Source organism: Streptomyces litmocidini, assembly GCF_014649755.1.
GTDB classification, from domain to species: Bacteria; Actinomycetota; Actinomycetes; order Streptomycetales; family Streptomycetaceae; genus Streptomyces; species Streptomyces litmocidini.
In genome coordinates, this window is the sequence record NZ_BMTQ01000010.1 from 136,662 (window position 1) to 151,628 (window position 14,967).

General features: G+C 71.7%; 11 protein-coding genes. 7 read left to right on the forward strand and 4 right to left on the reverse strand.

The annotated features are described in order from the left end of the window. Window positions 1-15 precede the first annotated feature (15 nt). Complete coding sequence (locus tag IE180_RS21915) at window positions 16-1,428, reverse strand: aminopeptidase P family protein (protein WP_190158623.1); 1,413 nt, start codon at window positions 1,426-1,428, stop codon at window positions 16-18. Between the two features lie 159 nt (window positions 1,429-1,587). On the opposite strand from IE180_RS21915, the gene IE180_RS21920 reads away from it, so the two are divergent. After that, window positions 1,588-2,565 (forward strand): helix-turn-helix domain-containing protein, encoded by a 978-nt coding sequence (locus IE180_RS21920; protein ID WP_190158624.1) that lies wholly within the window; start codon window positions 1,588-1,590, stop codon window positions 2,563-2,565. A gap of 4 nt (window positions 2,566-2,569) precedes the next feature. Here IE180_RS21920 and IE180_RS21925 read toward each other — a convergent pair whose 3' ends face one another. Further along, window positions 2,570-4,582, reverse strand: coding sequence for a prolyl oligopeptidase family serine peptidase (locus IE180_RS21925; protein ID WP_229860738.1), 2,013 nt, complete (start codon window positions 4,580-4,582; stop codon window positions 2,570-2,572). Between the two features lie 37 nt (window positions 4,583-4,619). Beyond that, entirely contained in the window at window positions 4,620-5,168 is a 549-nt protein-coding gene (locus IE180_RS21930) for a heme-binding beta-barrel domain-containing protein (RefSeq protein ID WP_190158625.1), read from the reverse strand. A gap of 82 nt (window positions 5,169-5,250) precedes the next feature. Between IE180_RS21930 and IE180_RS37565 the strand changes: the two genes are divergently transcribed. Beyond that, a complete protein-coding gene (locus IE180_RS37565; protein WP_373302808.1) occupies window positions 5,251-5,559 on the forward strand; it encodes a transposase in 309 nt (102 codons plus the stop codon). 346 nt (window positions 5,560-5,905) lie between these two features. Next, the gene (locus IE180_RS21940; protein WP_190158626.1) at window positions 5,906-10,216 is read left to right on the forward strand and encodes a GDSL-type esterase/lipase family protein; all 4,311 of its coding nucleotides are present in this window, start codon (window positions 5,906-5,908) and stop codon (window positions 10,214-10,216) included. Between the two features lie 179 nt (window positions 10,217-10,395). Here IE180_RS21940 and IE180_RS21945 read toward each other — a convergent pair whose 3' ends face one another. Next, entirely contained in the window at window positions 10,396-10,575 is a 180-nt protein-coding gene (locus IE180_RS21945) for a hypothetical protein (RefSeq protein ID WP_190158780.1), read from the reverse strand. 371 nt (window positions 10,576-10,946) lie between these two features. Between IE180_RS21945 and IE180_RS21950 the strand changes: the two genes are divergently transcribed. The 4 genes from IE180_RS21950 to IE180_RS21965 all read left to right on the forward strand — a co-directional run bounded on the left by IE180_RS21950 (window position 10,947) and on the right by IE180_RS21965 (window position 14,923). Then, on the forward strand, window positions 10,947-11,807 hold the full coding sequence (locus tag IE180_RS21950) for an ABC transporter permease (RefSeq protein WP_190158627.1): 861 nt from the start codon (window positions 10,947-10,949) through the stop codon (window positions 11,805-11,807). Beyond that, complete coding sequence (locus IE180_RS21955; protein WP_190158628.1) at window positions 11,780-12,514, forward strand: ABC transporter ATP-binding protein; 735 nt, start codon at window positions 11,780-11,782, stop codon at window positions 12,512-12,514. Before IE180_RS21950 ends, IE180_RS21955 begins: the two co-directional genes overlap by 28 nt. 166 nt (window positions 12,515-12,680) lie before the next feature. Next, the gene (locus IE180_RS21960) at window positions 12,681-13,712 is read left to right on the forward strand and encodes an ABC transporter substrate-binding protein (RefSeq protein WP_190158629.1); all 1,032 of its coding nucleotides are present in this window, start codon (window positions 12,681-12,683) and stop codon (window positions 13,710-13,712) included. After that, window positions 13,712-14,923, forward strand: a complete 1,212-nt coding sequence (locus IE180_RS21965) for an LLM class flavin-dependent oxidoreductase (RefSeq protein WP_190158630.1) — start codon at window positions 13,712-13,714, stop codon at window positions 14,921-14,923. The genes IE180_RS21960 and IE180_RS21965 overlap by 1 nt, the downstream gene beginning before the upstream one ends. Window positions 14,924-14,967: the final 44 nt, after the last annotated feature.

Consider the following 14,967-nt stretch of genomic DNA (forward strand, 5'->3'; position numbering starts at 1 on the left):
GCGGGCCGCGGGACCTCAGCCCGCGTACCGGGCCATCCACGCCTCGACCTCGGCCGAGGAGCGCGGCAGACCGGCCGACAGGTTCTCGTGGCCCTCCTCGGTGACGACCAGGTCGTCCTCGATCCGGACGCCGATGCCGCGCCACTCCTCGGGCACGGTCAGGTCGTCCGGCTGGAAGTACAGGCCGGGCTCGACCGTGAGCACCATGCCCGGCTCCAGGACGCCGTCGACGTACTCCTCCGTACGGGCCTGCGCGCAGTCGTGGACGTCCAGCCCGAGCATGTGACCGGTGCCCGCCATGGTGAAGCGGCGCTGGAGGCCGAGCTCGTACGCGCGGTCGACGGGCCCCTCGATGAAGCCCCACTCGACGAGCCGGGCCGCCAGGTGGCGCTGGGACGCCTCGTGGAAGTCGCGGTACGGGGCGCCTGGCTTCACCGCGGCCATGCCCGCCTCCTGGGCCTCGTACACCGCGTCGTACACCTGGCGCTGCACCGGGGTGAAGGTGCCGCTGATGGGCAGCGTGCGGGTGACGTCGGCGGTGTAGAGGGAGTGCGTCTCCACGCCGGCGTCGAGGAGGAGCAGCTCGCCGGGGCGCACCGGGCCGTCATTGTTCGTCCAGTGCATGATCGTGGCGTGGTCGCCGGCGGCGCAGATCGAGCCGTAGCCGACGTGGTTGCCCTCCAGGCGGGCGCGGCGGAAGAAGGTGCCCTCGATCCACCGCTCCGACGAGGCGATCGCCCGGGAGAGCTCGGCGACGCAGTCGGTGAAGCCGCGCACGGTGGAGTCCACCGCCTTGCGCATCTCGCCGAGCTCCCACGCGTCCTTGACGAGGCGGAGGTCGCTGAGCGCGCCCTCCAGTTCGGAGTCGCGCTCCTCGTCGGTGGTGACGGCGGCCTCCAGGGCCGGGTCGACGCCGCGGACGATCCGGGTCGGCACGCCGGAGCCGGCGGCCAGGTCCTCGGTGACGGTGCGGACGTCGCGGCAGGGCAGGCCGAGGACGGTCGCGGACTCGGCGAGGGAGCGGCGGCGGCCCATCCACAGCTCGGCCGTGTAGCCGATCCAGAACTCGTCGTCGTCCCGGCTGTCACGGGGCAGCTGATAGCAGTAGGCGTCGTGGCCGCCGTCGGCGCGGGGCTCCAGGACGAGCGCGCCGTCGCGGGTCTGGTCGCCGGTCATGTGCACGTAGCCGGAGTACGGGCGGAACGGGTAGTTGTCGTCGTTGGAGCGGTACTTGAGCTTCCCCGAGGGGACGATCAGGCGCTCGCCGGGGAAGAGCGCGGAGAGCGCGGCGCGGCGGCGGGCCGCGTACGGCGCCTGCTCGGCCGGTTCGAGATCGTGCCGCTCGGTGTCCGCCCATCCCGTCCTCATCAGAGCGGAGAGCTCCTCGGAGACGCCGTCGTAGAGGCCGTTCTTGCGACCCTTCGCCACGTCCTGCACCTTCTTCCCGTACGTTCTCGGCCGCCGCTCGTCGACGGCACCCGGACGGTACTGCGCAGCGGGGCCGCCGGGTGCCCGGATCGGCCAGTGGCACGGATCGGCCACGCCCCGGGCGGCGGGGGCTGCCGGGCCGGGCCGATAATGCGGTCCATGGCGAACGCGAAGCTCGGTGAGGCCCTCCGGCTGCTCGGGATCGGCGACGAGGCCCGCCGGGTCTACGTCCGGCTCCTGGAACTCGGTCCCGCGCCGCTGAGCGCCATCGGTTCGGCGGCCGGTCTCGCCGGTGCGGAACTGTCGGCGGCGTACGGGGAACTCGTCGACGCGGGCCTGGCGAGCCCCGCCGGACAGGACCCGGTGGCACCGGTGCCGCCCGCCGCGGGCCTGGAGATCCTGGGACGGCACCGGGCGGCCGAGCTCGACGAGTCGCGGATCACCGTCGGCGGCGCCTTCGAGTCGTTCCGGCGGCAGCGGCTCGCCGCGTACCACGACGACCTCGTCGAGGTGGTGACGGGGGACGCGGTGGGTCCCCGGATGCGGCACGCCTGGGCCAGCGCGCGCGAGGAGATCCGGCAGCTGGACTCTCCCCCGTACTTCCCGCTGCCGAGCGCCACCGACGACGCCCTCGCGACCCTGGCGCGCGGGGTGACGCAGCGGGTCGTCTACTCCCAGGCCTCGCTGGAGCACCCGGGGCAGCTGGAGGAGTCGATCGAGCCGTGCGTGGAGGCGGGCGAGCAGGCGCGGGTGCTGCCGTCGGTGCCGGTGAAACTGGTGATCATCGACGACGCGTACGCCATGGTCTCGCTCTCCATCAAGGAGGCCGACGTGCACAACAGCATGCTCGTGGTGCAGCCGTGCGGCCTGCTGTCGGCGCTCGTGGCGCTGTTCGAGCAGGCCTGGCAGAGCGCGCTGCCGCTGCACGGCCGTTCCGTGCGGCCGGCCGGGCTGCTGCCGGCCGACCGCCGGCTGCTGCGGCTGCTCGCGGGCGGGGCGGGCGACGAGGTCATCGCCCGGGAGATCGGGGTCAGCCGCCGCACGCTCTTCCGCCGGATCCAGGTCCTCATGGCCCGGCTCGGCGCCACGAGCCGCTTCCAGATGGCGCTGCAGGCGCAGCGCCAGGGCTGGCTGTGAGGGATCAGGTCAGGTGCCGCCGGAGGAAGGTGTGCACGAGGGCGCTGTTGTGGGCGGCCTGTTCGTTGTCCCCGGCGCCCGCGTGGCCGCCGCCGGTGTTCTCGTGGAACAGCACGGGGTGGCCGAGTTCCCGTAGCCGTGCCGCGGTCTTGCGCGCGTGGCCGGGGTGGACGCGGTCGTCGCGGGTGGAGGTCATCAGGAGCACCGGCGGGTAGGTCCGGTCGGCGGCGAGCCGGTGGTACGGGGAGATCTCCCGCAGGTGGGCCAGGTCGGCCGGGTCGTCGGGGTCGCCGTACTCGGCGATCCAGGAGGCGCCCGCGAGGAGCTTGTGGAAGCGGGTCATGTCGAGCAGCGGGACCTGGGCGACGATCGCGCCGAAGAGCTCCGGGTACCGGGTGAGCATGGCGCCCATGAGCAGGCCGCCGTTGCTGCCGCCCGACGCGGCGAGCCGGTCCGGGGTGGTGACGCCCCGCGCGACGAGGTCCTCGGCGACGGCCGCGAAGTCCTCGAAGGCCCGCGGCCGGTGCGCGCCGAGCGCGGCCTGGTGCCAGTCCGGGCCGTACTCGCCGCCGCCCCGGATGTTCGCGATGACGTAGGTGCCGCCGTCCTCCAGCCACGCCCGGCCCGTGACGGCGCCGTAGAAGGGGGTGAGGGAGACCTCGAAGCCGCCGTAGCCGTAAAGCAGGGTGGGGCCGGGGCCGGTGACGGCGTGGTCGGGGCCGATGACGAAGTAGGGCACGCGGGTGCCGTCGGGGGAGGTCGCGAAGTGCTGCTCCACCGTGAGGCCGGCGGTGTCGAAGCGGTCCGGGGCCCGCTTGAGGACCTCCGTGTCGCCGCCGACGTGCCCGCGGTGGAGGCTGGAGGGCTGGAGGAAGCCGGACACGTCGAGGAAGTACTCGTCGGAGACGTCCGGGTCCGTGTCCACGACGCCGACGGCGGACAGCGGCGGGACGCCGACGAGCGGGGTGCGCGTCCAGCCGGTGCCGTCGCGGCCCGGGGTGAGGACCTCGATGTGGGCGCTGACGTCCCGCATCGTCTCCAGGATCAGGTGGTGCCGGGTCCAGGAGTGCCCGGCGAGGGCCGTCCGCGCGTCCGGGGTGAACAGCACCTCGGGGGTGCGGTCGCCCGCGAGGAAGGCGTCGAAGCCGAAGGCGAGGAGGGAGCCGGTGGGCTGCCCGAGCCAGTCGGACTTCAGGGTGACGAGCAGGTGCCCGCGGTGGGCCTCGACGAGCGCGTCGTCGGGGACGTCGAGGCGCACGGTCGTGCCGTCGGGCTCCAGGAGGTACGTCTCGCTGCGGAAGAAGTCCAGCGAGCGGCCGACGAAGTCCCGCTCGAAGCCGGGCGTGGGGTCGCGGTAGCCCCAGGCCGACACGTCGGCGTCCTCGGCCTCGTAGACGAGTTCGGACTCCTCGACCGGCGTGCCGCGCCGCCACCGCCGGACGGTGCGCGGGTAGCCGGATTCGGTGAGGGAGCCCGGTCCGGTGTCCGTGCCGACGAAGACGGTGTCGGCGTCGATCCACCCGATGCGCGTCTTCGCCTCCGGCACCGCGAAGCCGTCCGCGACGAACTCCCGCTTCTCCAGGTCGAATTCGCGGACCACGACGGCGTCGCCGCCGTCCCGGGAGAGCCGCACCAGGGCCCGGTCGTACGCGGGGCGGCGCACCCGGGCCCCGTCCCACACCCACTTCTCGCCCTCCGCGGCGGCGAGCGCGTCGACGTCGAGGAGGACCTCCCACGCGGGTTCGTCCTTGCGGTACTGCTCCAGGGTCGTGCGCCGCCACACCCCGCGGACGTGCTCGGCGTCGCGCCAGAAGTTGTAGAGGTGGGCGCCGCGCCGCACGGTGTACGGGATGCGGTCCGAGGCGTCGAGCACCTCCCTCAGGCGCGCCTTCAGCGGGGCGAACCCGTCGTCGGCGGCCAGCACGTCCGCCGTCTCGGCGTTCCGCTCGGCCACCCACGCGAGGGCGGCCTCGCCGGAGATGTCTTCCAGCCACAGGTACGGGTCGTCATCGCTCACCCCCGTATTGTGCAGGTCCGGCCGCCGGGTCCTCCCGTCAGCGCCGCTTCTCGCGGTGGAGCCGTACCGCGAGGTGGTGCTGGAGCGGCCGGCCGACGGCGGCGAGGTCGTGGACGAAGTCGAGGGTGTCCTCGTCGGTGAGGGTGTAGCGGCGGCGGGTGGCGTCGACCCGCTTGGCGGTGGGGGCCGAGGCGACCTGCTCGGTGGCGAGGTCGACAACGGTGCCGTCCGCGCGGCCGACGGCGATCTCCGCGATGCCGGTGGGCTGGGTGACCAGCGCCTCGACCCGCCCCTCGGGCTGCAGCCGCCACCAGCCGCTCTCCCGCGCGGACGGCCGCAGCGGGGTGCCGTCCTCGTCGATCAGCCAGGCCCGCGCCTCGTAGTGCAGGAAGGGGCGGCCGTCATGGCTGAAGGTGACCTCCTGCTCGTACGCGAACTCGTCGGCGAGCGTCGGATAACCGCCCCGCCCCCGCCCGACCCAGGTCCCGAGCAACCCCGCCACCGGGGCGAGCAGCGCGTGCGGTGCGGGCGCCCCGTCCGCCCGGAACGCGTCGGGGTACGGGCGCTGCGGGTCGCGGTCGTTCATGAGGTGCGCTCCTGGGTCGGGGCCTGTGCCGTACGGCAGCTTAGAGGTCATCCCATTGGGCGGGCCCGGTAGGCCGCGGGCCATGGCCGGGATCGTTGGACGGCTGGTGCCGGACGAGGGGTGGGAACCGTTCCCACCGGTGGTGCCGGAGGCTCCGTCGCGGCCCCGGGGTGGCGGCCGGCGTCGGCACGGCGGCCGGGAGGTGCCGGCCGCGATCGTGTTCGTGGCCACGTCGGGCTGCACGTGGCAGCAGTTGCCGTCCGCCGACAACCTCGCCAAGTACGTGAACGACGAAACCATACCGACCCGGCGAGGAACTCATGAGGACATACGGCTCGAACCGATCTCGGCACACGCCCTCTCGGCCCAGTTCGGACCCCTCAACCGGTGACAGCCCCCGTTGAAATCCTCACCGGGGGCCTGCGCGACGGGCGCGTTAGTCGAACGCAACCAGAACGCAAGCGGCTCCCCCTAGGCTGCGGCTCCCGCGATCAAGGCACCACCGGAGCGCCGACGTGTTCAGGCAGGGCAGGCAGAAAAGGCGGGACCAGATCGGGGGACCAGACAATTCGAAAACCTAGGATGACATTCGAATGAGCCGTCAAAGACCTCCCGTCGTTTCGTTTCTGACCCTATGGCGGCTCCTGTCACTGGGTCTCGTCACAGCCTTGATGGGCGGCTTCCTGGTGGGCCTGGCCCAGCCCGCGCATGCGGTTGTTCCCGGAGAGCAGCGGGTGATGACCTGGAACATGGCCCATACGCCGAGGGCCTGGCAGAACGCCTACAACTACGCCCTCAGGTACGACGTCGTGGCGTTGCAGGAAATGCCGATGTCCCCGATCTCCGCCGCAAACGTGGTGAACGACGGAGAAATTCTGGTCCCCGGCACCAGCTACCGGATCCAGAGGAAGAGGCTGACCTCCCGGCTGGGCTACCGTCCGGACATCTACCTCACCTATGTCGAGGACAGCCTCCGGCCGCAGATGTACCGTCTCGGATTCATGACGCACCGTCGTCCGGAAAGCGTGGAGATCGTCGAGACGCAATTCGTCAATACGCGCCCGGGGCTCGTCATCGTCGACGGCGCCGGCGCCGATGCCATGACCTTCGGCTCCATTCACGCGATCTCCCCCGGCGGAGCCAACGGGAGCGAGTTCGTCAACGCGGTCGCAGGGCGGTCGGGAGCCCTGAGTGCGGGGCGATGGGCGGTCCTGGGCGATTACAACCGCGAGCCGGGAACCATGGCCGATCTCCCCGCGAACAGCCTGACGCACTCCACCGCCCCCGGTGTCCGCACCTTCTGGACCGGCGGGCGGTACGACTACATGGTCACCTCACAGCTGTTCAGCGACTGGAACATCGTCGGTCGGGCCGACACCACTCACGACAGCGACCACTATCCGGTGTTCTTCGGCGGCCTTCAGGCCGGAGCCGATCCGGAAGTCCCGTACTGGCTGACGGGTGGGACCTCGGAGGACTCCGCCTCCTGGACGATCGGCGTCGACCAGGCCCGGCTGGAGGACGACAGCATCGGCGAGGACGCCCCGTTCGTCCTGCAGGACATCCACACGAAGAACGGGAGCCAGGTCCTGTCACCGTTCGGGGCGGTCGACATCAGCGGGAAGAAATACTCGCTGCTCCTGCTCGCGAGATCCCTGAAATGTCTCACCATCGCTCCCGACGGCACCGGAAAGATCGTTCACGAGAACTGTCAGATGGGCCAGAAGGAGAGCCAGCTCTGGCGTTTCGACGGTGATTCCGGGCAGTTGGTCAACCCCGAGGGATTCACGATCGCCCCGGAGCATCAGGAAGTCGGTTCGGGACTTCGCGCGGTGTCTCAGGGTACGGCTCCCACCTGGAAGTGGAAGACGAGGCCGTTCAAGGGTTGCCCAGCGTCCTCGGCCGGCAGCGTGACGGTGGCCTCGGCGCTGAACGTTTCCGTCCCGTCCGACGGGCAGACACCCTTCCCCGGCCCGGAGCCCGATCCCTGCACAGCGGTACCGACGGTGGTGTCGATGGGTGACAGCTACGTCTCCGGCGAGGCCGGCCGGTGGGCCGGCAACGCGGACGCCTCCGCCGACGGCTCGGTGTGGGGCACCGACCGCTCCGCCGTGGGCTGCAACGCCGGCGAGAGCAGCTGCACCCACGACCTCACGCGGGTGTACGGCGACACCTCCTACGCCGCCAAGCCCGACGCGGCGTGCGACCGGTCGGACTCCGCCGAGATCAACGGTGTGGCCGTGCCCGGCGCGGAAACGGTCGACCGGGTCAACCTGGCCTGTTCCGGAGCGACCACGGCCAGCGTCCTGACCACCGCGTTCAAGGGGGAGCGCCCGCAGATCGAGCAGCTGCGCGACCTCGCCGCCACACGTGACGTCTCCACCGTGGTGCTGTCGATCGGCGGCAACGACCTCCAGTTCTCCGACATCGTGAAGGAGTGCGTCAAGGCCTACCTCGCCCCGTCCGTGAACAACAACGGCTGCCGGGCCGTCAAGCAGGCCGACTTCGATGCGGCGTTGGGCGGGGTCGAGGAGGACGTGGTCAAGAGCCTGACCGCGATCCGTGACGTCCTGCGCGACTTCGGGCAGTCCGACGACAGCTACCGCATCGTGCTCCAGTCCTACCCGAACCCGCTGCCCAAGAGCTCCGAGTACCGCTACCCGGAGAACTCCTCCAACCCGTTCGAGAAGTACGGGCGTTACACCAAAGGCGGCTGCCCGTTCCTCGACAAGGACAGCGACTGGGCCCGCGACCACGTGATGGCGAACATCACCGCGATGCTGAGCCGGGCCGCCACACGGGCGAAAGTCTCGTTCCTGGACCTCCAGGACGCCTTCGCCGGCCATGAGCTGTGCTCCGCTTCCGCCCAGCAGGCCACCTCGGCCAACACCTCGACCGCACCCCTGGACGCCGCACAGGCCGAATGGATCCGCTGGGTCCCCTACCTGATCGACACGGACATCCCGTGGACGGCCCAAGGCCACCAGCAGGAGGCGATCCACCCCAACCACTTCGGCCAGCAGGCCCTCTCCGCCTGCCTCACCAAGATCCTCGCCGACCCCGACACCGGACCGGTCACCTCACGCTGCACCGGCAGTGCGGGCTCCTCCCCCGGCAGCCTGGACGACACCAGCCAGGTCCTGGCCAAGGGCAACCGCCGCACCGGTCTGGGTGGTGACCTGCCGGACTGGAGCAAGGCCGGCTACCGGGGCGGGCAACGGCTGCCCGGCCCCGCGGAGCGCTCCGCCGACCCGCGCTGCAAGATCACTCCCCAGGTCCTGGCCGACCACTACGGCGTGAGGGCCGACGACGGCCAGGACGACACCGCCGGCATCCAAAAGGCCATCGACGACATCCGCACCGCCTGCACCCCCAACGCCTCGCCCACCAAGCTCTCCTCGATCGAACTGCCCAAGGGCACCCTGGAAGTCAGCAAGCAACTGGCCGTCGACGCCTCCTACCTCGTTGTCCGCGGCCAGGGCACGAAAGCCGACAGCGGCACCAAGATCGTGTTCCGGCCGGACAGCGCGACCAAGTACGACACCCTCTACCAGGGCAGCCGCTGGGACCAGGACGCGATGCGCTACGTGTGCCAGGGCACGATCGGCTCCATCACCGGCACCGGCGGCTGGATCTGGCCCGGACGCGGCCTGTTCCGCGTGCAGACGCGCGAGGTGTCGGCCAAGCACCAGCGCATGTGCGGCAACATCTCCGCGATCCCGGAGAACCGCCGGGACCTGTTCGAAGGATCGGTCAACCAGCACTGGGAATCGGGTGTCACCCTCGCCGAGAACACTTCCACCCCCGGATACGCCGCACGGGAGGGCGACAGCACCATCCAGCTGAACGGCGCCGCCGACATGTCCGTCTTCAGGCCGGGCGGCTACCTGTGGGTCGGGGCGGCCAACAGCATGAAGTTCTACCAGAGCCAGCAGATCGACACCGCCGGGCAACTGGGCAGCCTGGAGGACCTGCACATGCGCCAGCAGGTCTTCACCATCTCCTCCGTCGACAGCACCCGACGCACCGTCACCGTCGACAAGCCGCTGGAGTTCGACGTCCCCGTGAACTCCGTCTCCGACGGGTCCGCGCCCATAACCCCAGGGGGTCCCGCCTATCCCAGCAAGGTCACCCCGCTCAAGATGATCACGGACGTCGGGTTCGAGGACTTCACCTTCACCCAGCAGATGGACGGCCTGACCGCCCAGTGCGTCGACCTGACCCCCAACTGCGCCACCCACAATTACGGCAACCTCGCCCCCGACGCCGCCATGCACGGCATCGTCTTCAAATGGGCCGCCAACAGCTGGGTCCGCGGAATCAGGGGCGAGATGACCGGCTCCCACCCCGTCGTCACCGAGGTCGCCAAGAACCTCCAGATCGAGAACAACCACTTCGACGGCTCCTGGAACAAGGGCAAGGGCGGTAACGGCTACCTACGCGGCTCACGCGTCTGGGACTCCCTCTACGCCTTCAACACCACCCGTAACCTCCGCCACTTCACCTTCCAGTGGTCCTCCTCCGGCAACGTCGCCTTCGCCAACGACTTCGACTCCGACCTCAACCTGCACGGAGGCTGGGAACGCCGCAACCTCTTCGACAACAACATCGTCCACGTCCCCCACAACCACTCCTCCAGCAACTGCAGCGCCAACTGCGGCGGAGAAGGAGGCGTCGGCGACAAGGGCACCTGGTGGCCGATCTACTGGAGCGCCGGCAACAAGGCCGTCAAGTGGTCCGGTTCCAGCGGCCCCCAGAACGTCTTCTTCAACAACAGCCTGACCAAACAGACCACCAAGAACGGCCCCTACGCGCTCTACCAGCCTTACTCCACCCGCGGCCGCGCCTACCAGTTCGGCTCCGCCGAGGACTCCCCGCGCTCCTTCAAACACCTCGACTACGGAACCGGCAGCTTGCCGCCCATCGACACCAACCCCATCCAGGACTGGGCCGGCTACGAGAACGGTGGCTTCACCTCGGGACTGGGCGTCAACAACAACCACCAGGACAGCGGGGACTCCCTCTTCCTGAAGTCCTTCCGACGCTGACCGTCACCGACCCGCGACCGAAGGCCGTGCCGCCGTCCGATCAGGCGACACGGCCTTCGGCCGCCGATGACGATCCCGGCTGAAAGTCTCGGCGCACCTCTGCTCCGCCTCCTCAAGACCACGACGATGGCCCGCGGCCCACCGAGCCCGCCGAACGAGATGACCTCCTGGACACGGCCTCAGGCCGCGGCGCCCGGTGCGCCCCGCGGGGAGAGCCGGAGCGCGGTGGCCGTCTCCGGGCCGAGCGCCCCGTCGCCGGGCAGGTGCAACGCCTCGGCGCCGGCTCCCGCCCACCACGGGAGTGCGGTGAGCAGCAGCCCACCGATCAGTGCGGGCATCGCCGCACGCCGGCAGGTCACGTCCTGCCCCCTCGTGAACGTGTCGCCGGCGCGCCCCCGTCGGAGTCCGGGGTCCACCGATCACGTGTCGGCCACGGAAGCACGCCGGTCCGGCGGGCAGGGCGCTCCGGGGACCGCGCGTCCAGGGTCCGAGACACCGTTGACCGCGCGCGTGCCGGCCGCTACGTTCGCGCCATGTTGCGTACAGCCCTGCTCACCACGCGCGGTCACATCGACCTGCTGCGGGTGGCCTCCGCCGCGTGTCGCCGCGGCCGCTGACGCCCTCTCACCCTCACCACATCCCTGACGCCCTGATCGCCGTGCGCGCGTGTCCGCTCCGCGCCCACGGCCGCTGAGGCGTACCTCCCCCTCCCTCTCCCCCGGAGTCCGTCATGACGGTCGACCACGCCCCTCCCGCTTCTCCGCCCGACATATCGCCTTTGCCGGACGTCGAAGCCCTGGTTCCCGCCCGGAGGCCGGGCCGCGGCCCGTCCGTTCCGCGCTGGCTCCGCCGGACCGCGGGCCCGGTGCTGCTGCTCGCCCTCTGGCAGTCGTGCAGTGCGGCGGGGGTGCTGCCGGCGGACGTCCTGGCCTCGCCGGGGACCATCGCCCGGGCCGCCGGCGAACTGATCGGCGACGGGACGCTGCCGACCGCGATGGGCGTCTCGCTGCGCCGGGTCGCCGTGGGACTGCTGCTCGGCGGGGTGGTGGGGGTCTCGCTCGCCCTGGTGTCCGGGCTCTCGCGGCTCGGGGAGGACCTGGTCGACGCTCCCGTGCAGATGCTGCGCACGGTGCCGTGGGTCGGGCTCATCCCGCTGTTCATCATCTGGCTGGGCATCGGGGAGGCGCCCAAGGTGGCGCTGATCGCCCTCGGCGTCGCCTTCCACCTCTACCTGAACGTGTACGCCGGGATCCGGGGCGTCGACGCGCAACTCGTCGAAGCGGGCGAGTCCCTGGGGCTCGGGCGGTGGGGACTGGTCCGGCACGTCGTCCTGCCGGGCGCGCTGCCCGGGGCGATGACCGGACTGCGCTACTCCCTGGCCACGGCGTGGCTCGCGCTGGTCTTCGGCGAGTCCATCAACGCCGACGCCGGGATCGGCTTCCTGATGAACCAGGCGCGGGAGTTCTTCCGCACGGACGTGATCGTCGTCTGCCTGGTCGTCTACGCCTTCCTCGGCCTGCTCGCCGACGCCCTCGTCCGTACTCTCGAAAGGCTGCTGCTGCAATGGCGACCGACCTTCACGGGGCAGTGACCGTCCGGGGCCTCACCCGCTCCTTCGACGGGCGTCCCGTCGTCGACGGGCTCGATCTGACCCTGCGCGCGGGGCAGTTCACCGCGCTGCTCGGGCACAGCGGCTGCGGCAAGTCGACCCTCCTGCGGGTCCTCGCGGGCCTCGACCGGGAGGTCTCCGGCACGGTCCTCGTGCCGCGCCGCCGCGCGGTCGCCTTCCAGGCGCCGCGCCTGATGCCCTGGAAGAAGGTCTGGCGGAACGTACTGCTCGGCCTGCCGGGCGCGCCGGACCGGGCGGTGGCGGAGAAGGCGCTCGCGGAGGTGGGGCTCGCCCACCGTTCGGGGGCGTGGCCGAAGACCCTGTCGGGCGGTGAGGCCCAACGCGCCTCGCTCGCACGGGCGTTGGTGCGCGATCCGGATCTGCTGCTGCTCGACGAGCCGTTCGGCGCGCTCGACGCGCTGACCCGGATCAAGGCCCAGCGGCTCGTGGCCGAGCTGTGGCAGCGGCGCGGCTGCACGGTCCTGCTCGTCACGCACGACGTCGACGAGGCGCTGCTGCTCGCGGACCGCGCGCTGGTGATGCGGGACGGCGTGATCGCGTACGACACCGCCGTCGACCTCGACCGCCCCCGCTCCCCCGGCGATCCCGCGCTCACCGCGCTCCGCACCCGACTGCTCGCCGAACTCGGCGTCACCGAAGGCGAGTTCGCCGCAAGCACGACGGCGTGACCGACCCGCCGTTCCCCCCGCCCCTCACCCCCGCCCCGCCCCGCCGACCCACTGATCCACCGATCCGCCGCCCACCGATCCGCCGCCCCACCGATCCATTGATCCACCACCCCACCGCCCCACCGATCCACCGATCCACCGATCCGCTGTTCCCGAGGAGACGATCGTGAAGTCCTTCCGCCGGTCCGCCGCGGCACTGCTCGTGCCGCTCTCCCTGCTCGCCTCCGCCTGCTCCGGCGCCTCCGCGGCCGGTGACGTCCCGAACTCCGACGGCAAGGGCTCCCTGGTCCTCCACGTCGGCGACCAGAAGGGCGGCTCCGAGGCCCTGCTGCGCGCCGCCGGTGAACTCGACGACCTCCCGTACCAGGTGAAGTGGTCGACGTTCACCTCCGGTCCACCGCTGCTCGAAGCGGTGAACGCCAGAGCCGTCGACTTCGGCTCCGTCGGCAACACCCCGCCCGTCTTCGCGGCCGGCGCCGGCTCGAAGATCACCGTGGTCGCCGCCACGCACGGCGACTCGGCGGGCGAGGCGATCCTCGTCCCGAAGGACTCGCCGCTGCGCACCGCCCGGGACCTGAAGGGGAAGCGGATCGCCGTCGCGCAGGGGAGCTCCGCCCACTTCCAGCTGATCGCCTCGCTCCGGCGGGCCGGGCTCGGCCTGGACGACGTGCGGGTCAGCCTGTTGCAGCCGGCCGACGCCCTGGCCGCGTTCAACGGCGGCAAGGTCGACGCCTGGGCGGTCTGGGACCCGTACACCTCCCAGGTCCTGCTGAGCGGCAAGGGCCGGGTGCTGACCGACGGACGGGGCCTCGTCAACGGCCTCGGCTTCCAGGTCGCCGCCCCCTCGGCGCTGGCCGACGAGGAGAAGGCGGAGGCGATCGGCGACTTCGTCGAGCGGCTGCGCCGCGCCCAGGACTGGGTCTTCGACCACCCCGAGGAGTGGGCGAAGGTCTGGTCGAAGGAGACCGGGCTGCCGTACGAGGTGGCGCTGGCCGCCGTGAGGCGCAGCAACGGGACGCGGATCCCCGTCGCCCTCGACGACGCGGCGGTCGCCTCCGAACAGCGCATCGCCGACACCTTCACCGCGCTCAGGCTGATCCCCCGCACGTTCCGCTTCGCCGACTACGTCGACACCCGCTTCAACAAGGACCTGCCGCCGTCCACCACCCCGGTGCGCAGCTTCGGAAAGGCCTCCTGATGACCGTCCACCTGCACTGGTTCCTGCCGACCGGCGGCGACGGCCGGACCCTCGTCGACCGGCACGCCTACACGGACGGCGGGATCACCCGGGACCGGACCGTGACCGGGGTGCGCGCGCCCGACATCGACTATCTGGTCCAGATCGCCAAGGCGGCGGAACGGCTCGGCTTCGAGGCCGTGCTGACCCCGACCGGCACGTGGTGCGAGGACGCCTGGCTGACGACGGTGGCGCTGGCCCAGCACACCGAGCGGCTGAAGTTCCTGGTGGCGTTCCGGCCGGGGGTGATCTCGCCGGTGCTGGCGGCCCAGATGGCGGCCACGTACCAGCGGATCACCCGGGGCCGGCTGCTGCTCAACGTCGTGACGGGCGGCGACTCGGCCGAGCAGCGCCGCTTCGGCGACCACCTCGACCACGACCGGCGGTACGCGCGCACGGCCGAGTTCCTCTCGGTGGTGCGGGGCGTGTGGGGCGGGCGGCCGTTCGACTTCGACGGCGAGCACTTCCGGATCGAGGGCGGGCTCACCGCGCTGCCGCCGGACCCGCTGCCCGAGATCTTCTTCGGCGGTTCGTCCGCGGCGGCCGGTCCGGTCGCCGCGGAGCACGCGGACGTCTACCTGACGTGGGGCGAGCCTCCGTGGCAGGTGAAGGAGAAGATCGACTGGATCCGGCGGCTGGCGGAGGAGCGCGGCCGGGAGGTCCGGTTCGGGATCCGGCTGCACACGATCTCGCGGGACTCGGCGCGCGAGGCGTGGGCGACGGCCGACCGGCTGCTCTCGGACCTCGACGCGGAGACCGTGGCGGCGGCGCAGGACCTGCTCGGCCGGAGCGAGTCGGTCGGGCAGCAGCGGATGCTGGCGCTGCACGGCGGCGGCTCGCTCGACCGCGACCGGCTGGAGGTCTCGCCGAACCTGTGGGCGGGCGTCGGTCTGGTGCGGGGCGGGGCGGGGACCGCGCTGGTCGGCAGCCACGCCGATGTGGCGGACCGGATCGAGGAGTACCACGCCCTGGGGGTGGAGCACTTCGTGCTGTCCGGCTATCCGCACCTGGAGGAGGCGTACTGGTTCGGCGAGGGCGTGACGCCCGAGCTGGCGGCGCGCGGGCTGCTGCCGTCGGCGCCCGCTTCCCCGTTGCCCGGCGTCCCGGCGGCGAACGGACGGCCGGCCTCGGCCCCGGGCGGTGCGCCGCTGCTCGTGCCCGGCGGGCGGTAGACGGCCCCGGGGCGGGGGCGGGAAGAACCTCGCCCCCGCCCCGG